The sequence below is a fragment of the Amphritea sp. genome (assembly GCF_048266285.1).
Taxonomy (GTDB): Bacteria; Pseudomonadota; Gammaproteobacteria; order Pseudomonadales; family Balneatricaceae; genus Amphritea.
This window is the reverse complement of the sequence record NZ_JBLWZV010000022.1, coordinates 23241-46947: the sequence shown is the minus strand read 5'-3', so window position 1 is coordinate 46947 and position 23707 is coordinate 23241. Positions and strand designations below refer to the sequence as shown.

Sequence of the window (23707 nt, the reverse complement as noted above, 5' to 3'; positions counted from 1 at the left end):
CCTGCTATCAGCACTGCATCAAAGCTGTAACACCACTAACTTAAGAGGGAACTGGCCATCAGGCGAGGGGAAATCCGTCTCGGGTTCAAGCCGCGTGATGCTTTTCACTGGACAGCCTGCCTTTTCGGCACAGCGTTGCACGGTATCCAGCCATTCAGCATAACTAACACTGGCCACATTGTTGGCACAGACCAATTGCCCACCTGGCTTCGTCGCTAATAAAGCGGGTTTCAAAACGCTGGGATAATCGCGGATCAAATCCACGGTACCAAACGCACTTTTCGCCCACCGAGGAGGGTCGAGAAACACTAGGTCAAACTTCTCCTCCCCAATTTTAGGAAAAGGTTTGGGTTTGCGACCACGGCCCACTCGCTGTTTAATCGGGATGCCTGCTAACTGTTTGGCGGCAGTAAAAAAGTCACTCTGAAAAAAGCTGATCTGTGACGCTTTAAGATCGTTAAGTTCCGCATTCTGCCGGCCAATATCCAACGATCGCGTGGAGAAATCCACATTCAACACACGACTGGCACCCGCAACCGCAGCCACCACACCCACACCACAGGTATAGGAGAAAAGATTCAATACCGACTTACCCGCCGCATGTTGCTGTATCCAGCGACGTCCTGCTCGCATATCTAAAAACAGCAGAGGATCTTGCCCTTCATGCTTACCTTTAACCCGGTAGCGCACACCCAACTCACGGGCCTCGCCCTCCCAATTATCCACGCGAAAATCATCACTCCGGCGGGAATTAGCCGAACTCCGGTCGTTATACACGCAGGTTAAAGCGCAGCCTAAAAAGGCTTCCACCTGCGTATGAATAGCCGCAGCCTGAGCCTCACTAATCGATTCATGGAAAGTCTGTATTAATAACTGCGGGCCATAACGATCGACGGTTAAACCAGGTCGGCCTTCATTGACACCATGAAACAAGCGATAGCAGTCGCTATTCTCAGCGTGCAACGTTGCCAATAACGCACTGCGATTCGTCAGCGCCACTTGGATCAGATCAAACATCAAAATTCCTTAAGCAGAGTAGCCATCAATTCCAGCCGTTCGAGGGGGCTAGTAATCTCCAGTAAGCGCTGTTTATCAGCGCCAGAAAAGGGTAATAGCGATGCTAACTGAAAACTAAATAGCTCAGCCGTGTCGACATTAATCCGGGATGCGTCGAATGATAACAGAGAATGCTGCTGAAGATGCGCGCAAATCATCTCAAGCTTGGCAGATTGTTCTTCGAGGTTAATCGATGAATTATCCGCTAAGATCTCAATGTAACCTTGCAATAAGCCATCCGTAGCCTGGTCGATATCAGTCACTCTGACCCGCTGCTGGCCTTGCACCTGAATGCCGATCATCTGGTTAGCTAACGGCTGCCAATCACTAATTATGGCACGGGTGCCTAGAGGATAAAAATCACTGTCGGGAGACGTCGCATCCCGCGTCTGAAGTACAACAAAGGGGCTATTATCAGCCAAGCATTCTTTAACCATACGCCGATAGCGCAGCTCAAAAATCTGCAGCGGTAACACTGTGCCCGGAAACAACACCACAGGCAGAGGAAATAAGGGTAATTTTTTCATTCGCTCATTATAGAGCGTAACGGCTTAATGGTGATAGCGAACCGAATAACGGCTGACAAATGCCCTTGCGCCAAAAAAAACGCATTGGCCATCACAGCAACAATGCGTTTTTTCTTTGAGATAAGGTGTTAAAAGTTAAACACCCGCGCCTCTTCGTTCATCAATGCGTCAGCCATAGCCGCCGGTTTAGCCGCACCGACACCCTCTAGCAACGCATCCATACCCATCCCCTTGTTCGGCAGGTACAGCGCGCAAACATCCACTTTAGCGCCACCCGACATCAACTTTTGCAGCAGCTGCTCGGGTGTTACATTCTTAGGCTTCAAAGGTGCTGATTGATGCCCTTTCAAGGCCATATCTCCGGCACTATCACATAACAGCACGCTCACTTGCGCGCCTTTCGCCTGCATCGCATTACCTAGCACCATCGCCATACCACGGGTTTGTTGTTCCGCACTGGTGAGGGTGATAACCACTTGATCAACACTGTCATCGGCAGTGGCGACAACCGGCGTCATTAATGAAGCCGCCATCACAGCAGAGGTTATTACTTTTTTCATCATGTATCTCCAAAATACAAAGAGACTCGTTCGTCTCTTTGATCACATAAACATCAATAGAGGTTACTTAGCGGGGTGCCATGCAACCGCAGGATCAACTTTGTAACTCCAAGGCAGACCCGAATTACGCCAACCATTTGCCGCCCGCACGCCTTTAGAGTCGCCCTCTTTCAGCTTGCCGCCTTCAAAACCATCGACCACCGTCCAAACGTTTTTATAGCCCTGCTCGGCCAAGACATTTACTGCCGGTGCACTGCGTGTTGAACCTGAGCGGCACATCATAATAATGGGGGTTTCTGCTGTTGCACCGAGCTGCTTAAGCTGCTCGGTTACCTGCTGAACAAATTGAGGGTTTTTTACCATCCCCCAACCCTGCTTATCATTCCAGACACGGGCATCGGCAATCATCCAAGGCACATGAATGCGGGTCGGCGAAGCAAATCCGGTAAATTTAATTTCGATAGGATCACGTACGTCGATCAGAATGGCGCTGCTATCCTGCTGCAATATGTCCCAAGCTTCAGTGGCAGTCGCATAAAGATCGAGGGTGGTTTGCGCAGACGCTTTTTCAGGCTTATCGGCCGCGAATGAGGGCATCGCTATGAAGCAACTTAACAAGCTAGCGGCAATTAAAGTTTTTCTCATAATCGGTCTCCACCGGTCTATCCTATTGGTGAAAACCACTATATTAGAATATTCTAATAAATAAAAGTCTTAATTATCTTTACCCAAATTTAGGGCATAAAAAAACCACTCCGAAGAGTGGTCTTAAATCGTATCGAGCCAGCTAAACAAGTAGCCTAAATACGCTTACGCTTGGTAATCCTGAGAAAGATCAAGCGTCGATAAGGTACGCTGACGGATACTGCGCAGCAATTCGCCATTATCGATTAAAGACTGACCATAAGATGGCACCATCTCCTTCATCTTCGCTTGCCACTCGGGGCTGGCCATGCGCTCAGGAAAACAACGCTCGATCACATTGATCATGGTCGGTGTAGCAGTCGATGCACCCGGTGATGCACCTAGCAGCGCCGCCAGACGTTTGTCTTCAGAGGAGATAACCTCGGTACCAAACTCAAGCTTACCCTTGCCCTGTTCGTTCTTCTTGATGATCTGTACTCGCTGCCCCGCATAAGACAGTTCCCAGTCTTCATCCTTCGCATCGGGGAAAAAGCGACGCAGAGAATCAACGCGATCACCATGGGATTGCATCACTTCGCTGATCAGGTAGCGGGTAAGGTCCATATTTTTAACCCCAACCTGCATAATCGGCTTGAGGTTATTCAGACGCATACTCAACGGCATATCCAACGCCGAGCCCTTTTTCAGGAACTTGGTGGTGAAACCCGCAAATGGACCAAACAGCAAAGCACGTTTGCCATCGATAATACGGCTATCTAAATGGGGAACCGACATCGGTGGCGCACCAATAGGCGCTTGACCGTAAACTTTCGACATATGCTGTTCAACGATCTCAGGCTTCTTACACACCAACCATTGACCACTGACAGGAAAACCACCATAACCGTCACCTTCGGGAATACCAGACATCTGCAACAGCGGTAATGCGCCACCACCCGCCCCGAAAAAGAGAAACTTAGTGCGGATATGTTCTGCTTCACCGGTATGGCCGTTCTTAACTTCAACGCGCCAATCACCATCACTGTACTGCGACATATCTTCAACGGAATGGCTCAATAACAATTCAAAGCCATCCTGCTGTTCAAGATAGTTAACCATGTTACGCGCCAACGCACCAAAGTTAACATCCGAGCCATGACGCACCCGGGTTGCAGCAACCGGCTCGGACGTATCACGGTTTTGCATAATCAGCGGCATCCATTGCCGTAAGACCTCAGGATCTTCAGAGTACTCCATCTCAGCAAATTGCGGTGTTGCGCTCAGTGTTTCATAGCGGGCACGCAGAAAGGCCACATTCTCTTCGCCCATAACAAAGCTCTGGTGAGGTACATTATTGATAAAGTTATGCGGCTCAGGCAGATATTTTTGCTCGACGAGATAGGACCAAAACTGCAAACTTTTTTCAAACGCGGCGTTAATATCAAATGCCTTGTCGGTATTGATACTGCCGTCTTCATTCTGAGAGGTATAATTGAGCTCGCAATAAGCCGCGTGTCCGGTACCAGCGTTATTCATTGCATCGGTACTTTCTTCAGCGACATGGTCAAGGCGTTCGACCATTGCAATTGTCAGGGTGGGATCCAACTGCTTAAGCAGAACCCCCAATGTGGTGCTCATCGCACCTGCACCAACCAGCAGTACATCAACAGATTTTGAGGTCATACAAACTTCGCCACTTAACTATAGATAATGGATGCAGAGACCCTTTCAGAAAGAAAGCTTTTGGCTAAACAAGTGAATACCAACAAGAAAAATAATGATATAACCGCTTGATATAACTGAAACAATCTCCGGCAGCCCGATCGATACTCGACTTACTCGTACTAATAAGCAGTCAATAATACCTCAGGCTTATGCTGTGCCGCTGATTATACGCATTCCTCTGAAAAAATCTTGTGCAACGCGGTAAAATGTCATCATCCCTTAGGCTTATTGTCATCCTAAAGTAGTAATTATTCCCTCTTTTTTTAACCAAAGAGAAATTGCCAAACACTCAATTTTGAACTAAGGGCTTATCGCCGCCTATGGGCAAAGCTAACTAACACTAAACAGGACCACTGATCCACTTAACAGCCCAATCATCAGCGTATCAGCCATGCTAGCACCTCCCCCAACAATGATTAAAAAGCTCGCTACGCCCTCTTCTTCGATAGACAGACCAGACAGACCAAACAGCCCTGAAGCAGTAGGCACAAAAAAAGGGCCGCAGCCCTTTTTCACCCCTCAGAGGGTTAAGAAATCTTAAACCTGCCCACTAAGCTTTGCAGCTTAGCTGCATCGTCGGCCAACTTCTTAACTTCCACTTTATTTTCACCAGCAATAATAGATGAGTTCTCAGAAAAACCAGCGATCTCGGTGACCGTTTGATTGAGGTTATCGCACACTTGGCTCTGCTCTTCTGCTGCCGTGGCGATCACGACCGACATATCCTGAATCTGATTCATATGTTCGACCACCTTATTCAGTTCACACATGCCCTTCTCGGACTGATGAACCGCCAAATCGGTCTGCTGAAAACTATGTTGCATACTGCGTACGGCTTCCCCAGACGCTTTTTTCAGCTGTTCAATACTCTCATGTACTTGCAGTGTGCTGGTCTGAGTCCGCGTTGCCAGGGTACGTACTTCATCGGCAACCACCGCGAAACCACGCCCCTGCTCACCGGCACGGGCCGCTTCAATCGCGGCATTCAGGGCTAACAGGTTAGTCTGCTCTGCAATTTCCTGAATCACACTGACCACCGAGATAATATCTTGAACATTATTCTCCAGTGTTGAGATCGCTTTGTTCGATCCGGAGACATCTTCCGCCAATACTTTCACCGCTGAGGTCAGCTCGGTAACACTCGCCCCAGCCCGACCAATATTATCCCGTGACTCATTGGTTGAGGTCGCTGTCTCAGCCGTATTGTGCGCAATATCAGCCGCAGTGGCAGACATCTCAGACATCGCCGATGCTGAATGCTCAATATGCACCTGCAATTTAGCCTGCTGCTCACCAACGGCATGAATACGATCACTGATAGAGGCCGCTCGTTGGGTTACAGTGGCCGACAACTTCACCAGATCACTGATCATATTTTGTAACGTTTCGAGGAAACTATTGAAGTTTTGCGCCAACTCTCCAAGCTCGTGGTCACCATCTACCTGCAACCGGGCACTAAGGTCAGCATCACCGGACACCAACTCTTTCATTGACCCAGAAAGACGCTGTAGTGGCATCATCACGGATCGCTTAACCAGCGAACTAAAGATAATCGCCAAGATCAACAACACCGCACTGATAATACCGAAATAAATTAACAGCATAGATTGACTGTCAGCGGACCCCTGCTTCATCTCATTGATAACAGCGTGAACATCATCCAGATAGAAGCCTGCACCAATCATCAAATCCCAGCGTTCTAGATAGAGAGCATAAGAAAGCTTCTCTTCGGCGATTTTCTGATTAGGTTTAGGGAAATGATAACTAACAATACCGCCACCATTTTTACCCGCCTTAACCAGCTCGCGAATCAGGTAGACGCCATTCGCATCCTGTAGATCCCAAAAGTTTTTGCCGATACCTTTATCGACACTACCCAGAAACACCCGATCGCCGTTACTGGTATAGCCAAAAAAGTAACCGTTATCACCAAACTTTAAATTTCGTAAGGTTGGCAACGCCTCTTCTAGCGATCCGCCCGCTTCATATATATGACTAATAGCACTGTAGGCCATCTCATTCATAAATTTAAGTTGCTCACGCTTGGTCTCAAGAAATTTTTCTTGTGTCAGTTCTAGCTGATGTTGACGTAGTTGCTCACTCTCAAAAAATGTCAGCATAAATAGGGTGATGGATAACAAAATAACCGGGGCAGCGCTCATGATGGTGAGGCGCTTACTGATGGATAGGGCCATTATGCTGAGTCTCTTATGGTTGGTTACTATTCATTACATACACAACCCACTCTTTTTTCAAACTAAAAGTCCCCATTTCGAGGGGTGCATTCAAAATGCACGTGGGTAAATTGGGGGTACAAAAAAAGCGGCCTGCGCCGCTTTTTCGCACTGTCGGCGAGATTAAATATCAATCACATCAAACTCAACCAGCGGGCTGACATCTTCATCATAGTCGACATCATCAAGACCGAAACCAAAGAGTTTCAAAAACTCATCTTTATAGAGTTGATAATCAGTCAATTCAAAGAGATTCTCGCTGGTGACTTGCGGCCATAGCTCGCTACATTTTTGCTGAATATCGTCGCGCAGTTCCCAGTCATCCATGCGCAGTCGGTTATCGTCATCCACCTTGCCAGTATTGCCCGCAATACCAGTGCTGAATAAACGGAACACCTGCTCCATACAGCCCTCATGAACACCTTCGGCGCGCATGATCTTGAATACCATCGAAAGATATAATGGCATCACCGGAATGGCTGAACTGGCCTGAGTAACGACTGATTTCAATACTGCAACATTCGCACTACCGCCTTTGGCAGCCAACTTAGTATTTAGCTCGCCCGCCGCACGATCAACATCTTTCTTCGCCTGACCCAGTGCACCGTCCCAGTAAATCGGCCAAGTAATATCAGTACCAATATAGCTATAAGCAACCGACTTACAGCCTTCGGCCAGCACACCGGCCTCATCCAGCATATTGACCCACAACTCCCAATCTTGACCGCCCATCACGGTGACTGTATCGGCGATCTCCTGCTCGGTCGCAGGTTCAACTTCCGCTTCGATAATAATATCTTTATTGGTATCAATCGCCGTTGAACGATACGTTTCACCGATAGGCTTTAAGCATGAACGAATGACTTCACCGGTATCCGGCATCTTACGGACCGGAGATGCGAGGGAGTAAACCACCAGATCAATCTGACCTAAATCTTCTTTAATCAGATCAATGGTTTTTTGTTTCGCTTCATTGGAGAACGCATCGCCATTCAGGCTTTTCGCATACAGACCCGCTTCATGGGCTTTCTTATCAAAGGCGGCAGCATTGTACCAACCGGCTGTACCCGTCTTTCTTTCCGTCGCTGGCTTTTCAAAAAACACACCGATGGTCGCGGCACCACAACCAAATGCTGCGGAGATACGTGACGACATACCGTAACCGCTAGACGAACCGATCACCAACACACGCTTAGGGCCATTTTCGATCGGTCCCTGCGCCTTGGTGTAATCGATCTGCTCCTGAATATTACGTTCACACCCTACTGGATGGGTTGTGGTACAGATAAAGCCACGAATCTTCGGTTTGATAATCATTATGGATCCACTTTACTTGTCATTCTCTCTGGTGGATGCAGTCATCGCATCCGGACGAGATGTTTTGAAATCGTTGTTTAAATCGGCATCTGAAACAGCCGGTTAAGATAACCGATTTTAGCCCTCTAATACAGTTAAAGCCGAACAAACGGACATAAAAAAAGCCCGCTTTTAGTGAAAAAAGCGAGCTTTTATCGGGTTTTAAACTGTAATCAGTGCGGATATATCATCCCACGAGCCATTTTCCACCCTCATCTAAGACGATGTTTATAGCTTAGCGTCCAGCTCAGGCACTGCTTCAAACAGATCAGCAACCAAGCCATAATCGGCCACGGAGAAGATGGGAGCCTCTTCATCTTTATTGATCGCAACAATCACTTTAGAGTCTTTCATACCCGCCAAATGCTGAATCGCACCGGAGATACCCACCGCAATATAGAGATCCGGGGCAACAATTTTACCGGTCTGACCAACCTGCATATCGTTAGGTACAAAACCCGCATCCACCGCTGCACGAGATGCGCCAACCGCAGCTCCGAGCTTATCAGCCACTGACTCAAGCAATGCAAAGTTATCGCCATTGCCCATGCCTCGACCACCGGAGACGATAACACTTGCAGCGGTCAACTCAGGGCGATCGCTCTTGGCCATCGTTTCACCGATAAAGCTTGAGATGCCGGCATCATGGACCGCCGCAACAGCCTCGATCGGAGCACTTCCGCCTTCAGCGGCTGCCGCATCAAACCCAGTAGTACGCACGGTAATGACCTTGATTGCATCAAGAGATTTAACCGTCGCAATCGCGTTGCCCGCATAGATAGGACGGGCAAAGGTATCTTCACTCTCTACCGCAATAACATCCGATAGCTGCACGACATCAAGCAAGGCGGCCACCCGAGGCATCAGGTTTTTACCGCCCGTCGTAGATGGAGCGATAATATGGCTATAGCCCGCACCCAACTCTGCTACCAACAAACTCATGTTTTCGGCTAGTTGATGTTCATAGGCTGCGTTATCTGCCAACAACACCTTGGTGACACCGGCAACAGCGGCAGCTTCATCGGCCGCAGCCTGACAGCCACCACCGGCGACTAACACATGGATATCCGTTGAAATTTCAGCGGCCGCGGTAACGGCGTTTAAAGTTGCGCCTTTAAGAGATTGGTTATCGTGTTCTGCAATAATCAAAATAGCCATCAGATCACCTTCGCTTCATTCTTCAGTTTATCCACCAACTCCTCAACCGAGGTCACCTTAATACCGGCTTGACGATCAGCTGGCGGGGCCACTTTCAACAGTTGCGTATGGGCTTTAACCTCAACACCTAAATCGGCTGGTGTTTTAGTGTCCAATGGTTTGCGCTTCGCTTTCATGATATTCGGCAGTGACGCATAACGCGGTTCATTCAAGCGAAGATCGGTGGTCACAATGGCCGGCATCGCCAGCTCAACAGTTTGCAGGCCACCATCAACCTCACGGATAACCTGGACCTTATCTCCTGCCACTTTAACTTCAGAGGCGAAAGTCCCCTGCGGCATATTGGTCAACGCAGCCAACATCTGACCGGTCTGATTATTATCGGTATCGATAGCCTGCTTACCCATAATCACCAGCCCTGGCTGTTCTTCTTCAACCACTTTAGCGAGTAACTTAGCCACGGTTAAAGATTCCAAATTGTCATCGGACTGAATCAGTATGCCCCGGTCAGCCCCCAGTGCCAACGCGGTTCTAATTTGTTCCTGAGCGGCCTGCGGCCCCAACGAAACGACGACGACTTCAGATGCCACCCCAGCCTCTTTCAGGCGTACAGCTTCTTCGACGGCGATTTCACAGAACGGATTCATCGCCATTTTTACATTATTCAGATCAACGTCACTGCTATCAGACTTAACACGTACTTTTACGTTGTAGTCGATAACTCGTTTGACAGTTACCAGCACTTTCATCTGTCTACCGCCTTTGCTTTTATATTATCAATAAGTGGATCGGTGTTAATGCTTATATCCAACGAAAACATACACTTGGATTCTCGCCCATTCTACAGCCCAAAGGCTATTACGCAACAACCCGATCAGGGGGGTCAGCAATGACAAGGCACTCTCAGGATGCCGTGCTAAAGCCTACACCCACTTTAGTCGGTTATTCGATGATCGCCCACTAAAACTGCGGCTGCCCGTCACCAATGTCATATACGATTAATGACAGGCAAACAACTCGCAGCTTCAGCCATCACCGCAGACGGCTATCAGCGCATACCTGCACGATCCATGAGTTCGGTTATTTCCGCCAAAATACTTTCGTCATCGATTGTCGACGGCATTTTATATTCATCATTGGCAGCAATTTTACGCAAAATCGCCCGCAAAATTTTACCGGAACGGGTCTTCGGTAAACGCTGCACGATAATGGCACGACGGAAGCACGCCAGCGCTCCGACTTGATCACGCACCATCTGCACCAACTCGGCTTCGAGCTGAGCTTCATCCACCTCTTCGCCCGCTTTTAACACGATAAGTCCCACTGGCACCTGCCCTTTCATAGCATCATTGGCACCGATGACTGCACATTCAGCGACCGCCGGATGGGAGGAAACCACCTCTTCCATCTCGCCGGTTGAAAGACGATGCCCGGAAACATTGATCACATCGTCGGTGCGGCCAGTAATGTAGACATAGCCATCGTCATCGATAAAGCCACCATCTCCGGTGTGGTAATACCCGGGGAAAGCAGTCAGGTAGGAGTCGGTAAACCGCTGAGGTTGATTCCAGATATCCCAAGCGACACCCGGCGGCATCGGCAGAGTAACGACAATATTACCGGTTTCGTTCGCTTCAACCGGCTGCCCTTCGCCATCGACAACGCGGATATCATAACCCGGAATCGCTTTATTGGTGGAACCCAAGCGCGCTTCAGATGGATTGTCCCAGCCCATCATCGGCGAGGTCATTGGCCAACCGGTTTCCGTTTGCCACCAGTGATCGATCACCGGCACTTGAAGCAAAGTATCGAGCCATTGATAGGTGGACGAATCGAGTTTTTCACCGGCGACGAACACCCAATTCAGGCTGGATAGATCATATTTCTTCGCCAGCCCCCCTTCAGGGTCTTCTTTGCGTATTGCTCTAAACGCCGTGGGCGCACAGAACATCGAATTGACTTTATATTCATCAATCACACGCCAGAAGGTGCCCGCATCAGGGGTTCTAATCGGCTTACCTTCGAAGAAGATCGCACTGCAGCCCCCCATCAGCGGCCCATAGACGATAAAGGAGTGGCCCACAACCCAACCAATATCGGATGCACCCCACCACACATCACCGGGGTTCATACCATAGACATTATGCAGTGCGTAGTTCAGCGCCACCGCATGGCCGCCATTATCACGGACAATGCCTTTCGGTGCGCCGGTGGTGCCTGAGGTATAAAGAATGTACAGCGGATCACTGCCTTTAACGGACACACAATCGGCAGGCTCTGCGCCATGCTGACAGTCATACCAGTCCAGATCTTGCTCGCCATTCATCTCGGCCATCAACATAGGTCGCTGGCAGACTATCGTATGGTCAGGCTTATGGCTTGCCAGATCGATCGCTTTATCGACCAACGGCTTATAAGCAATGGTCTTATCAAATTCGATACCGCAGGAAGCGGTCAAGATGACCTTCGGCTTGGCATCATCAATACGAATAGCCATTTCATTAGCCGCGAAGCCACCAAAAACAACCGAATGAATCGCGCCCAAGCGAGCACAAGCCAACATCGCTACGGCGGCTTCGGGAATCATTGGCATATAGATAACAACCGTATCCCCTTTGCCAACGCCCAGCCTTTTTAAGCCGCCCGCGAAGCGAGCCACTTTGGTGTGCAACTGTTTATAGGTAATCTGTTGTTTGCTGTTGGTCGCGGGTGAATCGTAATACAGGGCAACCTGATCGCCTCGAGTTTCGAGGTGTTGATCCAGTGCGAGATAGCAGCTGTTCATTTCGCCATCAGCATACCAACTAAAGGTGCCATTTTCGGTTTTGCTCAGAATCGTTTCCGGCGCTTTAAACCATTTAATACGCTTTGCTTGTTCAGCCCAGTAGGCTTCTGGATTCTGTTGCGCAGCCAGATATTCTTCGTTATATCCCATTACCGACTCCGGATTGTTTTTATAGGGGGAGTCTGCCGGCGATGAAACCGGCAGCGATGCTAGATGATCAGCGCTAATTAACTGTCTTGATACAGTTTAATGACGCTCGAGAAATCGAGACCGCCATTGCCTTTTGATTTGTGCAGGCTAAACAAAGAACGGGCGGCGGAACCCATTGGCACCGGTGAATTACTCTGCTGACTCAGCTCCATTGCCAAACCAAGATCTTTAAACATCAGGTCGACTTGGAAACCACCTTTATAGTCATTGGAGGAAGGTACACCCGCCATCACACCCGGCACTGGGTTATACACTTGCAGCGCCCAGTTATTACCAGAGCTTTGCTTCATAATTTCAGATAACACAGCGGGGTCTAGGCCATTTTTCATGCCCATATTCAGCGCTTCACTGGTGCCCGCCATCAGAATCGACAACATCATGTTATTACAGGCTTTGGCTATCTGACCGGCACCGCTTTGACCCGCATGGAAGATGTTTTTACCCATGCAGTCTAAGATAGGTTTTGCCTTGGCAAACTGTGCCTCTGTCGCACCCACCATAAAGGCCAGCGTTCCCGCTACGGCACCACCAACGCCACCGGATACCGGTGCATCGATAAAGCTCAAACCACGCTCATTGGCTGCGGCCGATACACTTTGAGCCGTCGCTGCATCAATGGTTGAAGAATCAATGATCAGCGCATCTTTGGAGATCACATCAAACAACGGTGCATCACCGGTTTGATACAACCCTTTAACATGTACACCGGCCGGTAACATAGAAACAATAAAATCAGCGCCGGTCGCCGCTTCAACTGCCGATGCCGCGGCATGCCCGCCCTCGGCCGCAACGGTATCTAGCGCTGCCTGTGATAGATCAAACGCGTTAACGTCATGTCCTGCTTTCAGCAGGTTAATTGCCATTGGGCCACCCATGTTGCCCAGTCCGATAAATCCTATCGTAGCCATATCACTTTGCCTCTTATATTTATTCTGGACCTCAACCGCCGCTGACTGAACTCGCCGCTCGACAACGCTCGTTGGTTGTCGTAACAGTGGCGCACTTCAGCCGGGCTTATCGATGTCCTTGGATTGCAAAAAATTGTTATAAATCGTTTTAAACCGGAACCTGCACGCTGTGATTTAAGCTTACAGCGTCGCCAAAGGGTTAACCGCCCAAGGCGCGATAAAGAACTGATCGACAAACGCCGGATCAACCTCTTGTACCGTTTTGTAGGTCCATTGAGGTGCGCCGTCTTTATCAACCAACAACGCCCGCACACCTTCCGGGAACTCACGGTGTTTACAGCTCTGTACTGACAGCACCAGTTCGCTCTCAAACACCTCTTTAAGAGACATATGCTGAGTCACTTCAAGCTGTTTCTTAATCAGGTGAACCGCCAATGGGCTACCATGACTGATCGCTTTTTTCGCCCGTGAGATCCATTTATCGTCGCTTTCAACAGCCATCAGTCCCTCGACCAAGTCGGATAACGAATCGGTATCGGTGACCTGTTGAATAAAGCGGTAATGATTCTGTACCGGCGAGTCAGAACTAAAGGCGTCTTGAGACTCGGTTTCTAGTTGCCGTAACACCCGATTAGTCGCACTATAGGCGCAACCTTCCCATTGTTCAGATTGCAGCTTTTCAACCAAATCAGCGCGGCGATCTGAGGCAATAAATCGATCCGCCAGTCCTAAGAACAGCGCATCAGCAGCATTCATCGGATTACCGGTCAGCCCTAAGAACAGCCCCGTACGGCCCGGCATATGATTCAAAAACCAGCTACCACCGACGTCCGGATAAAGCCCAATCGTCACCTCTGGCATCGCCATATGAGTACGCTCGGTTACAACCCGATGGCTACAACCGTTCATCAGGCCCATACCGCCGCCCATGACGATACCGTGGCCCCAACAGATAATTGGCTTAGGGTAGGTATGGATGCTGTAATCGAGGATATATTCTCGGGTGAAGAAATCGGTAGGGAAATCAGGATCGGCATCGCCGGTCATCGATTTGTATAGATTGACCACATCGCCGCCGGCGCAAAAGGCTTTCTCACCTGCGCTATCAAATAGAACGGCAACAACAGAATCATCGTCTTTCCAGCTATCGAGCTTCGGTTGAATCAGATCGATCATCTCGAGTGTTAGGGCATTGAGGGTACGTTCAGCATTTAGCTGAATCTCAACAATCTTTTTGCCATCTTGGGTCGGATATTCATTAAACAGTACACAGCTCATTTTTATTCTCCTGTATACCGCTTAGCGGTTTTTCCATTCGGGGGCACGCTTACCAAGAAAGGCGTTTACACCCTCTTTTTGATCTTCGGTAAAGAACAGATCAACAAACAGTTCACGTTCCAGAATATAACCCGCATCCCAGTGATGGGTACGATTATTCTGAATCAGCTGCTTACAAGAAGCTACCGAGGTCGGACTCTGCTGTGCAACATTGGCAGCGAGTTCAAGCGCTTTCTCTAGTGCTTGCCCCTGGGGAACAACCTCTTCCACTAAACCAATCTCCTGCGCTTTGGCGGCTTTGATACGCTCACCGCAGAGGATCATGCGTTTCGTCCAACCTTCACCCACCAGCATGGTCAAATTCTGTGTCCCACCCGCGCAGGGCAACAAGCCGACCTTCGCTTCTGGCAAGGCCATCTGCGACTGTTCTTCCGCGATGCGAATATCGCAGGCCAACGCCACTTCCAAACCGCCCCCCATGGCAAAACCATTAATCGCCGCGATAGAGACACCGCGGAACTGACTCAAGGCCTCAAATGCTTCACCAAAATAACGCGCCATATCCCGGGCGACGCTACGATCACCATCGGCAAATAGGTTCAAGTCAGCACCGGCGGAGAAAAATTTTTCGCCTTGGCCGGTAATCACCAGGCTATAGATTGTACGATCAGCATTCAGCTCTTCAACTAACGCCTTCAGCCCTTTTAGGCTCTCTTCAGTCCAGGTGTTGGCTGGCGGGTTGTTCATGGTCAGCAGGGCAATATTGCCCCGTTTCTCAACGATCAGCTTGTCAGTCATATTGATCTTCCTTTGCAGTCTTAGCGGGTGCTTGTCACACCTTTTATATTTATCTAAGCGGTTTATGCTTATCCGTTCATGCCCCCGTTATAGCAGTTCAGCAGCATTTTCCAGTAACAGTCGACGGGCAATAATAACATTCATAATTTCGTTGGTGCCTTCCAGAATCCGGTGTACCCGGTTATCTCTCAGGAAGCGTTCCATTGGATACTCTTTGATATAACCATTGCCGCCAAAAATTTGCAGCGCTTCATCGGCCACGCTGAAACCGACATCGGTGGCAAAGCGTTTAGCCATGGCACAGTAAGTGGTTTTATCCGGATGATTATTGTCTAAGCGGGAGGCCGCCATACGCACCATTTGACGGGCAGCCACTAACTCGGTGGCAGCGGTGGCTAATTTAAACTGTAGTGCTTGAAAGTTAGCCAAACTTTGGCCGAACTGTTTGCGTTCGTGCATATACTCGGTGGCATTATTTAATGCTTGCTGGGCGGTGCCAACCGAACAGGTGGCGATATTAATACGTCCACCATCAAGACCGCGCATGGCGATCTTAAAGCCGTCCCCTTCCTGACCTAGGATTGCCGAGGCAGGAACCCGCACATCTTCAAAGGTAATCATGCGGGTCGGCTGACTGTTCCAACCCATTTTTTCCTCTTTACGGCCATAGGTAATGCCGGGTAGTTTCGCATCTACGGCAAAAGCGGAGATACCTTTCGGGCCATCTTGACCGGTACGCGCCATCACCACCAAGCAGTCAGTCGCACCGGCACCTGAAATAAAGATTTTGCTACCATTGAGTAGGTAGTCATCGCCATCACGACGAGCGGTGGTTTTCAGCGCCCCCGCATCGGAACCGGCATTCGGCTCGGTCAAACAGTAAGAGGCTAACTTCTCACCGGCGGTCAATTCAGGACACCACTGCTGACGCACAGACTCAGCGCCAAATTCAGAGATCATCCAGGTAGCCATATTGTGAATGGTGATAAAAGCCGTGGTTGAAGTGCAGCCCATTGCGAGCTGTTCAAAGATAATACTGGCGTCTAACCGGCTCAGCCCTAAGCCTCCGACATCCTCATGGGAGTACAAACCGCAGAATCCCAGCTCACCTGCCGCTTTTAATACCTCGACAGGAAACGTTTGGTGCAGATCCCATTCACCGGCATTCGGGGCCAGCTCATTCTGAGCGAACGCGCGGGCCATATCGGCAAACGCTATCTGCTCTTCGTTCAGTTCAAAATCCATAGATACTCCGTACTTAACAAACAGGTAGATTCTTATTTTTATAACAGCTGAATCTTTTTCGTTGTGCGTCTACTGACGAAGCCCGCCAAGCAGACTCGCGTCCGACTTAGCAGGCATAATAAATCGTAAGCGCCTGATTATCAGACGCTAAACGATTAGCGTTACTTAAGGGTGATCGTGGTGTTCACACCATTATCAATATCATCCTCAAACCAGCGGGCAGTCACTGTCTTAGTTTCGGTGTAGAACTTAACCGCCTGCTTACCATAAGCATGCTGATCGCCGTAGAACGACTTTCTCCAACCGGTGAAAGAGAACATTGGCAGAGGCACGGGTACAGGTACGTTGATACCGACCTGACCGACCTTAATCTCATGCTGATACTTACGCGCCGCGGCACCCGAAGAGGTGAAAATAGAGGTACCGTTACCGTATGGGTTTTCATTGATCAGCTGAATCGCTTCTTCAATCGTATCCACTTCGAGGGTAATCAGAACCGGTCCGAAGATCTCTTCTTGATAGATCGACATATCGCGGGTGACGTTGCGGAACATGGTTGGCCCAATCCAGTTACCATCAGGATAACCTTCGACCACACATTCAGAACCATCAAGGATACAATCAGCACCGGCATCTTTACCCTCTTGAATAAAGTTAAGTACCTTCGCTTTAGCCTGCGGATTGATCTGCGGACCATAACCGGCTTCTGGATCGTTCCATGCACCTGGGCGTACTTTAGCCAGTGCATCACGTACTTCAGGAATCCACTCACGGGATTTACCAACAAACACAGCCACCGAAATTGCCATACAGCGCTGACCAGCAGCACCGACAGAAGCACCGGCAATACTGTTAACAACCTGATTCTTAGCCGCATCCGGCATAATGACCATATGGTTTTTAGCACCGGCAAACGCCTGTACCCGTTTCATATGGTCAGTACCGGTACGATAGATATGCTCACCGACCGCAACCGAACCCACAAAGGAGATCGCTGGGGTATCTTTATGCGTTAACAGCTGATCAACGACATCTTTCGCGCCATGCACAACTTGCAGCAAACCTGCAGGTGCGCCGGCTTCTTGAAACAGTGCCGCCAGACGCATCGGCGTCAGTGGATCCTGCTCAGAAGGTTTCAATACAAAGGTGTTACCGCAAGCGATCGCCATTGGGAACATCCACAGCGGAATCATCGCGGGGAAGTTAAATGGGGTAATACCGACACACACACCCAGAGGCTGAGTAATGCTGTAGCAATCGATTTTACGGGCAACGTTTTCAACCGTTTCACCCATGCTCAGGGAAGCGATATTGGCCGCATGTTCAACCACTTCGATACCGCGCCATACATCGCCCTTAGCATCATCAAAGGTTTTGCCGGTTTCTTGAGATAGCAGCTCAGCAATCTCATCATGGTTTTCTTTTAGCAATGCCTGATAACGCAGCATCAAACGAGCACGTTCGCCAACCGGCATCTCTTTCCATGTTTCAAACGCGGTTTTCGCGCTCTCGACGGCCAGCTCTACTTCATCAGCGGTTGCGCAAGGCACCTGTGCAATCACTTCTTGAGTGGCAGGGTTAGTCACCGGAATCCAGTTATCACTGCGGCTCTGAACCAGCTCACCGTTGATCAGTAAAGGAACTTGTTGCGTCATGTTTTGCACCTTCGTATTTATTGTAACGTTCTGATTATTGTTGTTGGCAGACCCCGTTAAAAACCGGATCACGCTGTGTGTATGGGGTCACATTAAAGCATAGCTTGCAGCTGCACATGATTGATAATGTTGCTATATTAATGGACTATATTGCTATTGAATACATGAATACCCTAATTAACCCTTTATACCTTAGTCGAGTAGCCACTGTGAGCACCCCATCAAACTGGCCCCTGCCCCCCCAGAGCATTCGCTTTGTTTTGCCCCATAAAATTATCCAAAAACTCAGTGATAATAGGCTTTCCAGGGATCTTTACCCATTAGGGGCCGGCTACTATAAACACGCGGTTGGGCACCGCATGGAACGCCTAAAACATGATGACCACTTATTGATATATTGCCTTGAAGGTAAAGGTAAAATCCGTGTAAACCAGAAGAATATTGCGGTAAATAGCGGTGATTTAGTGGTTCTTCCACGCGGCGCTGCACACCAATATGCCTCCAGCCCTAACTTTCCTTGGACGATCTACTGGTGCCATTTTGAAGGCGGGCTGGCCGATGATTTTATCGCTCACCTAGAGATTCCCAGCCACAAACCGGTGGTTCATCTGGGGCTGCACAGCAATCTAGTGGGTGAATTCGAGGCGCTACTTGAAGCCCGCCATAGCAGCTATCACCTAAATGCCTTTATTAATGCCGCCAACCAATTGCGGCAGATTCTCACCCATATCGCGCTACTGCAACCACTGGTGCGCAGCCAAGACGCCGATAGCTTCGACCTAGAAAAAATCCACAGCCTGATGCAGGCGCATATCCATGAACAACTGGATATCGATACTTTGGCGAACAGCGTCAATCTATCGAAATTTCACTTTATCAAACGCTATAAAGATGCCACCGGCACTACACCGATCAATCACTTTATCCAGCTCAAAACCCAACGGGCTTGCCACCTGCTGGATATCAGCACCCGCACCATTGCCGAAGTGGCCTTTATGGTGGGCTATGAAGATGCCTACTATTTTTCCCGTATCTTTAAGAAAGTGATGGGCATCTCGCCAACCCAATATCGAAAACTACAAGTCGGTGCTTGGTCCTATAAGAGTTTTAAACAAGAAAACTAACAGCATCCCATGCTATGCCCAGCGCTCATCAGGGCTGATGCACAACGAAAAAAACAAAATACTGTCACTAAACTGCAACCCATTCGCCTTAACTTATTGAGCTCTTTGATAAGCACTTTGGGATCGTTCGCATACCTCCTGAAGCACTTTCAACCTCTCGGGATGGTTCAAGCCTAAGCGCTTGACCCACCTTAATTTTGCCTGCAAGACGTTTCAGGAGACTCAAATGGCAACATCCACGACGTATCCCGCTCGATCACCCATGTCAGGCGATAGTAAGTTAAGCCTATTTTTCGCCATCGGTTTTATCGCCATGATTGGCTACTTTTTAGCATGGGGGCTGGATTACACCCAACACAACCATGTCATGATCTTTATGCTGGCTACCGCCTTCGGGGTCTTCATGGCCTTCAATATCGGCGGCAATGATGTCGCCAACTCCTTCGGCACCAGCGTAGGCGCTGGCACTCTGACGATTAAACAAGCACTGTTAGTGGCTGCCATTTTTGAGGTCAGCGGTGCGGTTATCGCCGGCGGCGAGGTGACGAAGACGATTCGTAAAGGGATCGTTGACCTATCCACCATCAATGTCGATCCCATGCAGTTCGTCTATATCATGATGGCGGCCTTACTTGCGGCCGCCTTGTGGTTATTAATCGCCACAAAACGGGGCTGGCCTGTTTCCACCACCCACTCCATTATCGGTGGCATTGTTGGCAGCTCCATCGCCTTAGGTTTTTTTGTCGATGGCCCTGATACCGCACTCGCCCTGATTAAGTGGGATAAAATCGGCACCATTGCGGTTTCATGGGTACTCTCACCGGTACTCGGTGGACTGGTGTCTTACACCCTGTTCTATCAAATTAAGAAATATGTACTGCGCTATAACGAAGCCACCGCTGAAGAGTTGGTGACCATTAAGCAGGAAAAGAAACAACATAAGGTGCAGCACAAAAAAGCGTTTGAGCATTTAGCTGAACTGCAAAAAATCGCCTACACCTCGGCGATGGCGCGGGATGCGCACACCGTGCGCGATGGTGATTTTGACCCCGAAGAGCTGGAGTCAGATTACTATAAAGAACTGCATAAGATCGAACAAAAGAAAAGTGAGCTTAACGCCACCCATGCTTTAGAAACCTATGTGCCGATCTTTGCCGCCCTAGGTAGTATGCTGATTGCCGGCATGCTGCTGTTCAAAGGGTTAAAGCATATGCAACTGGGTTTAAGTAGCCTAGATAACTACCTGATTATCGGCATGATTGGTGCAGCGGTCTGGTTGGTGATGGCGATATTTGCCAAAACACTGAAAGGCAAAGACCTCGATAAATCGACCTTTTTGATGTTCAGTTGGATGCAGGTATTTACCGCCTCCGGTTTTGCCTTCAGCCACGGCGCCAACGATATCGCCAATGCGATCGGCCCCTTTGCTGCCATTCTGGACGTACTACGTACCGGTGAAATGGGCTCCCAAGCAGCCGTACCAACTGTCGCTATGCTGACCTTTGGTATCGCCCTCATCGTAGGGCTTTGGTTTATTGGTAAAGAGGTGATTCAAACCGTCGGCCACAACCTCACGAAGATGCATCCTGCATCCGGCTTTGCGGCGGAATTATCAGCAGCGGGTGTAGTGATGCTCGCCTCCGTCATGGGCCTGCCGGTTTCGAGCACCCATATACTCATCGGCGCCGTGCTTGGTGTCGGCATGGTCAACAGCAATGCTAACTGGTCTCTGATGAAGCCTATCGGCATGGCTTGGGTGATCACCCTTCCCGCCGCCGCACTTATGTCGGCCATCACCTTCTATCTGTTGATGATCGCTTTTTAAGCGAGCTAACCCTTAATAACAACCAATAAAAAGCCAGACAGTAACGTCTGGCTTTTTAGGCTTTCACGGGTGAACAAGCCGCTGCTTAGTCACTCCCACTCCTGCATCACCACATGGGTGACAATTTTCACTCCACTGGGCAGCTCTTCATCCACCTCTTCAAGAATGTCATGCAAACGCTGCATCGAGGCAAACTCTAAGTACACCAGCAGATCCACTTCGCCACTAATCCCGTGACAATATTTCACCTCGGGATACTGCAAGAGAAACTGCACCAATGGACGACACTTAAAACCACCATGTTTAATCTCAAAATGTGCCTTGAGCGGGCCTTGTTGATCCAGCTTCGTCGAAGTGATCACCCGATATCCGAGAATATCCCCTTGCTCCTCCATCCGCTTCATCCGTTCAGAGACAGCGGGTCGCGACAGGTTCACCTGTGCGGCAATCGCCGAAACACTCTGACGGGCATTATCCCGCAGCGCGGCGATTATTTTCTGATCAAAACTATCCATGCGTAAACTCGGCTATTCAAATCGTCAGTAGCAATTTGAAAAATGCTGCAGATCGACGGTAAACCACGACGTAATATTTCCCGCACTCAGCGTACACTCTACTGACAAGATATATCGATCTGGAAAAAAGATGCCTAGGCTAAATCAAACAATCACCCGCTGGCAAGGGGTGGGACTCATTGCAACAACTCTTTTAGGCACCGGCGTGTTTATTCTGCCGCAACTTACGATTGCTGCCGCTGGCGATAAAGCCATCTGGGCTTGGGTTATTCTACTCTTGGGCATTCTGCCGCTGGCCTATATTTTTGCCGAACTCGGACGCCGCTTTACCCATTCTGCCGGGCCAGCTTACTTTGTTGAGCGTGCTTTTGGTCAACTTCCGGGTCGTATTATCGGCCTCTTATTTGTGTTTACCGTCCCCCCCGGGGTCGCGGCAGCACTGATGATGACCTTTAAGTTTTTACAACCCATTGTCACCCTAAGCGACAGCCAAACCCTCACCGCCGAACTACTTGTTTTACTGCTGATATTTTTTGTTAACCGGCGCGGCTTACAGTTATCGGGGCGGATACAAATGGCGCTCACCCTACTGATCTTAGGGGTGGTGTTAGCCATGATGGCCGCGGTTTTTATCCAGCCTCCGGTATTAACCTCAACCGCAGCCGTCAGTCCAGCCACGCCTCATGATTATAGCCATATCATGCAGGCGATCAGCCTAGCAATTTGGAGCTTTCTCGGTATCGAGGCGATCACCCACCTCGCGGATGAGTTTAAAGATGTACAACGGGACTTTATTCCTGCCACCCTATTTGGCATTACCCTCGTCGGACTGATTTTTATCGGTTGTACCTGGCTATCAATGATGGCGCCAGAACATCCATTAGCAATGGTCGCCGTGTTTGAGATGCTTTTTGGTCATAGTGGCCGCTGGGTCATTGGTGTATTGGGTTTTGTTAGCGGCATTGCCACGATCAATATCTATTTCGCCAGCCTGTCCCGCTTAGCTTGGAGCTTCAGTCGGGAGGGCATTTTACCCCGGCCATTACAGACCCTAAACCGTCATCAAATACCGGCGACATCACTGATCACCTTTATCACCCTCTCGGCGGTGATACTGATCATCAGCTATCTGGAAAAAATGGATTTCGCCGTGATGGCCCACTGGGTCAATGGCTCATTCATCCTGATCTATAGCGCAGCCATGTTGGCAGCCTGGAAACTGCTATCCCATCGCCATAAGCCGGCTATTATAACCGGGCTAATTGTCTGTGCGGTGTTTATCTACTGTCTTGGTAGCGCCATGCTCTATGCCTTGGTGCTAAGTCTCATCATCACCATCGCACTGCTGGCGCAACAACTATGGAAGCGTAGTCATCTGGTGGAGAAAAGCGCGGTCTATCATGATAGTCCAACGGATCTATAGACGATCCCGAGCTTAGTTTTACGTGACGGCCTCATAGCGAGCATAGAAACGTTTAAGCTCTCGCGGCTCTGGGGCCTGACCGGTAAAAATCTCTACATAACCGGGGATGCGCTGCAAGCGGATTTCAAGATCTTCATCCGCCTTCATCGAGATGTAGCCAATCTGGGTGAGATAGATGGTCCGCGCGCGCACATCCGCTTTATCCTCAGAATAGCCGAAGCGAATAAACATCTGACTCAAGGCAGACAACCGGGCGTTATCCGCCTCACTGATCTGCTCGGCCACCGCCGGAGATTGTAATGCCCAACTGCGCACCGCGAATTCAAATTGAGAATCAAACAGTTCCGGCTTTAACCAGCAATCAAACAGATTAAGTATCGCCTCGGCAATACTCTCTGAATAGACCTCGGTCTGCGCCACTAGATTACCGGTATTCTTATTACGCCATTGGTTCATCAGCGCATCGAGCAGTTGTTTACGGTCCTTAAAAAACCAGTAGAAGCTAGTACGCGAGAGTTTCAGTTTTTGCGCCAGTGATTGAATGCGCACAGCCTCCACGCCTGATTCTATCAAGGTATCGTAAGCGGCCTGCAACCAGACATCCGCTGATCCTCGCCAACCGCTGTCGGGAGTTGTTGCGCTGTCGGAGTTGCGTTTACTGTTCATATTATTCAGTTGGTTCCCCTCGGGACTATTTGTCT

20 protein-coding genes are annotated in these 23707 nt (G+C 49.4%); 3 read left to right on the top strand and 17 right to left on the bottom strand.

Annotated elements, in window-relative coordinates:
- Positions 1-18: 18 nt before the first annotated feature.
- The 15 genes from ACN0T0_RS17320 to ACN0T0_RS17250 form a co-directional block, all read right to left on the bottom strand.
- Positions 19-1017, bottom strand: a complete 999-nt coding sequence (locus tag ACN0T0_RS17320; RefSeq protein ID WP_417227986.1) for a class I SAM-dependent rRNA methyltransferase — start codon at positions 1015-1017, stop codon at positions 19-21.
- Positions 1017-1583: an LON peptidase substrate-binding domain-containing protein gene (locus ACN0T0_RS17315; RefSeq protein WP_417227985.1), complete on the bottom strand. Its 567-nt coding sequence runs from the start codon at positions 1581-1583 to the stop codon at positions 1017-1019. Before ACN0T0_RS17315 ends, ACN0T0_RS17320 begins: the two co-directional genes overlap by 1 nt.
- Positions 1584-1711: 128 nt before the next feature.
- Positions 1712-2143, bottom strand: coding sequence for a hypothetical protein (locus ACN0T0_RS17310; RefSeq protein WP_417227984.1), 432 nt, complete (start codon positions 2141-2143; stop codon positions 1712-1714).
- 63 nt (positions 2144-2206) lie between these two features.
- The gene (locus ACN0T0_RS17305; protein WP_417227983.1) at positions 2207-2788 is read right to left on the bottom strand and encodes a rhodanese-like domain-containing protein; all 582 of its coding nucleotides are present in this window, start codon (positions 2786-2788) and stop codon (positions 2207-2209) included.
- A gap of 165 nt (positions 2789-2953) precedes the next feature.
- Positions 2954-4450, bottom strand: coding sequence for a malate dehydrogenase (quinone) (gene mqo / locus ACN0T0_RS17300; RefSeq protein ID WP_417227982.1), 1497 nt, complete (start codon positions 4448-4450; stop codon positions 2954-2956).
- Positions 4451-5019: 569 nt separating this feature from the next.
- The gene (locus ACN0T0_RS17295; RefSeq protein ID WP_417227981.1) at positions 5020-6687 is read right to left on the bottom strand and encodes a methyl-accepting chemotaxis protein; all 1668 of its coding nucleotides are present in this window, start codon (positions 6685-6687) and stop codon (positions 5020-5022) included.
- A gap of 162 nt (positions 6688-6849) precedes the next feature.
- Positions 6850-8043, bottom strand: coding sequence for an enoyl-ACP reductase FabV (fabV, locus tag ACN0T0_RS17290; protein WP_417227980.1), 1194 nt, complete (start codon positions 8041-8043; stop codon positions 6850-6852).
- Positions 8044-8310: 267 nt separating this feature from the next.
- Entirely contained in the window at positions 8311-9240 is a 930-nt protein-coding gene (locus tag ACN0T0_RS17285) for an electron transfer flavoprotein subunit alpha/FixB family protein (protein WP_417227979.1), read from the bottom strand.
- On the bottom strand, positions 9240-9989 hold the full coding sequence (locus tag ACN0T0_RS17280) for an electron transfer flavoprotein subunit beta/FixA family protein (protein ID WP_417227978.1): 750 nt from the start codon (positions 9987-9989) through the stop codon (positions 9240-9242). Before ACN0T0_RS17280 ends, ACN0T0_RS17285 begins: the two co-directional genes overlap by 1 nt.
- A 299-nt stretch (positions 9990-10288) precedes the next feature.
- On the bottom strand, positions 10289-12175 hold the full coding sequence (locus tag ACN0T0_RS17275) for an AMP-binding protein (protein WP_417227977.1): 1887 nt from the start codon (positions 12173-12175) through the stop codon (positions 10289-10291).
- Positions 12176-12252: 77 nt separating this feature from the next.
- Positions 12253-13143 carry a 3-hydroxyisobutyrate dehydrogenase gene (gene mmsB / locus ACN0T0_RS17270; RefSeq protein ID WP_417227976.1) on the bottom strand — a complete coding sequence of 297 codons (891 nt, stop codon included), beginning with the start codon at positions 13141-13143 and terminating at the stop codon, positions 12253-12255.
- 180 nt (positions 13144-13323) lie between these two features.
- The gene (locus ACN0T0_RS17265) at positions 13324-14421 is read right to left on the bottom strand and encodes an enoyl-CoA hydratase/isomerase family protein (RefSeq protein ID WP_417227975.1); all 1098 of its coding nucleotides are present in this window, start codon (positions 14419-14421) and stop codon (positions 13324-13326) included.
- A gap of 21 nt (positions 14422-14442) precedes the next feature.
- Positions 14443-15219 (bottom strand): enoyl-CoA hydratase, encoded by a 777-nt coding sequence (locus ACN0T0_RS17260; RefSeq protein ID WP_417227974.1) that lies wholly within the window; start codon positions 15217-15219, stop codon positions 14443-14445.
- Between the two features lie 87 nt (positions 15220-15306).
- Positions 15307-16464, bottom strand: coding sequence for an acyl-CoA dehydrogenase family protein (locus ACN0T0_RS17255; protein ID WP_417227973.1), 1158 nt, complete (start codon positions 16462-16464; stop codon positions 15307-15309).
- 161 nt (positions 16465-16625) lie between these two features.
- Positions 16626-18119, bottom strand: coding sequence for a CoA-acylating methylmalonate-semialdehyde dehydrogenase (locus tag ACN0T0_RS17250; protein WP_417227972.1), 1494 nt, complete (start codon positions 18117-18119; stop codon positions 16626-16628).
- 164 nt (positions 18120-18283) lie between these two features.
- On the opposite strand from ACN0T0_RS17250, the gene ACN0T0_RS17245 reads away from it, so the two are divergent.
- Together ACN0T0_RS17245 and ACN0T0_RS17240 are read left to right on the top strand one after the other, a co-directional pair.
- Positions 18284-19243 (top strand): AraC family transcriptional regulator, encoded by a 960-nt coding sequence (locus ACN0T0_RS17245; RefSeq protein ID WP_417228004.1) that lies wholly within the window; start codon positions 18284-18286, stop codon positions 19241-19243.
- A gap of 226 nt (positions 19244-19469) precedes the next feature.
- Complete coding sequence (locus ACN0T0_RS17240) at positions 19470-21068, top strand: inorganic phosphate transporter (protein ID WP_417227971.1); 1599 nt, start codon at positions 19470-19472, stop codon at positions 21066-21068.
- Between the two features lie 89 nt (positions 21069-21157).
- On the opposite strand, the gene ACN0T0_RS17235 is transcribed toward ACN0T0_RS17240, so the two are convergent.
- Entirely contained in the window at positions 21158-21583 is a 426-nt protein-coding gene (locus ACN0T0_RS17235; protein WP_320135265.1) for an Lrp/AsnC family transcriptional regulator, read from the bottom strand.
- 130 nt (positions 21584-21713) lie between these two features.
- Here ACN0T0_RS17235 and yjeH point away from each other — a divergent pair, with 130 nt between their 5' ends.
- Positions 21714-23006, top strand: a complete 1293-nt coding sequence (gene yjeH / locus ACN0T0_RS17230; protein WP_417227970.1) for an L-methionine/branched-chain amino acid transporter — start codon at positions 21714-21716, stop codon at positions 23004-23006.
- Between the two features lie 18 nt (positions 23007-23024).
- Here the strand turns inward: yjeH and ACN0T0_RS17225 are convergent, their stop codons facing one another.
- Positions 23025-23672, bottom strand: coding sequence for a TetR/AcrR family transcriptional regulator (locus ACN0T0_RS17225; protein ID WP_417227969.1), 648 nt, complete (start codon positions 23670-23672; stop codon positions 23025-23027).
- Positions 23673-23707: the final 35 nt, after the last annotated feature.

What these genes read in the sequence shown, in the direction of transcription:
- ACN0T0_RS17320 (WP_417227986.1), bottom strand. Translation starts at nt 1,017, where the DNA reads ATGTTTGATCTGATCCAAGTGGCGCTGACGAATCGCAGTGCGTTATTG.
- ACN0T0_RS17315 (WP_417227985.1), bottom strand. Translation starts at nt 1,583, where the DNA reads ATGAAAAAATTACCCTTATTTCCTCTGCCTGTGGTGTTGTTTCCGGGC.
- ACN0T0_RS17305 (WP_417227983.1), bottom strand. Translation starts at nt 2,788, where the DNA reads ATGAGAAAAACTTTAATTGCCGCTAGCTTGTTAAGTTGCTTCATAGCG.
- mqo (WP_417227982.1), bottom strand. Translation starts at nt 4,450, where the DNA reads ATGACCTCAAAATCTGTTGATGTACTGCTGGTTGGTGCAGGTGCGATG.
- ACN0T0_RS17275 (WP_417227977.1), bottom strand. Translation starts at nt 12,175, where the DNA reads ATGGGATATAACGAAGAATATCTGGCTGCGCAACAGAATCCAGAAGCC.
- ACN0T0_RS17255 (WP_417227973.1), bottom strand. Translation starts at nt 16,464, where the DNA reads ATGGATTTTGAACTGAACGAAGAGCAGATAGCGTTTGCCGATATGGCC.
- ACN0T0_RS17285 (WP_417227979.1), bottom strand. Translation starts at nt 9,240, where the DNA reads ATGGCTATTTTGATTATTGCAGAACACGATAACCAATCTCTTAAAGGC.
- ACN0T0_RS17280 (WP_417227978.1), bottom strand. Translation starts at nt 9,989, where the DNA reads ATGAAAGTGCTGGTAACTGTCAAACGAGTTATCGACTACAACGTAAAA.
- ACN0T0_RS17225 (WP_417227969.1), bottom strand. Translation starts at nt 23,672, where the DNA reads ATGAACAGTAAACGCAACTCCGACAGCGCAACAACTCCCGACAGCGGT.
- ACN0T0_RS17260 (WP_417227974.1), bottom strand. Translation starts at nt 15,219, where the DNA reads ATGACTGACAAGCTGATCGTTGAGAAACGGGGCAATATTGCCCTGCTG.
- ACN0T0_RS17250 (WP_417227972.1), bottom strand. Translation starts at nt 18,119, where the DNA reads ATGACGCAACAAGTTCCTTTACTGATCAACGGTGAGCTGGTTCAGAGC.
- ACN0T0_RS17295 (WP_417227981.1), bottom strand. Translation starts at nt 6,687, where the DNA reads ATGGCCCTATCCATCAGTAAGCGCCTCACCATCATGAGCGCTGCCCCG.
- ACN0T0_RS17240 (WP_417227971.1), top strand. Translation starts at nt 19,470, where the DNA reads ATGGCAACATCCACGACGTATCCCGCTCGATCACCCATGTCAGGCGAT.
- fabV (WP_417227980.1), bottom strand. Translation starts at nt 8,043, where the DNA reads ATGATTATCAAACCGAAGATTCGTGGCTTTATCTGTACCACAACCCAT.
- ACN0T0_RS17310 (WP_417227984.1), bottom strand. Translation starts at nt 2,143, where the DNA reads ATGAAAAAAGTAATAACCTCTGCTGTGATGGCGGCTTCATTAATGACG.
- ACN0T0_RS17265 (WP_417227975.1), bottom strand. Translation starts at nt 14,421, where the DNA reads ATGAGCTGTGTACTGTTTAATGAATATCCGACCCAAGATGGCAAAAAG.
- yjeH (WP_417227970.1), top strand. Translation starts at nt 21,714, where the DNA reads ATGCCTAGGCTAAATCAAACAATCACCCGCTGGCAAGGGGTGGGACTC.
- ACN0T0_RS17245 (WP_417228004.1), top strand. Translation starts at nt 18,284, where the DNA reads ATGAATACCCTAATTAACCCTTTATACCTTAGTCGAGTAGCCACTGTG.
- mmsB (WP_417227976.1), bottom strand. Translation starts at nt 13,143, where the DNA reads ATGGCTACGATAGGATTTATCGGACTGGGCAACATGGGTGGCCCAATG.
- ACN0T0_RS17235 (WP_320135265.1), bottom strand. Translation starts at nt 21,583, where the DNA reads ATGGATAGTTTTGATCAGAAAATAATCGCCGCGCTGCGGGATAATGCC.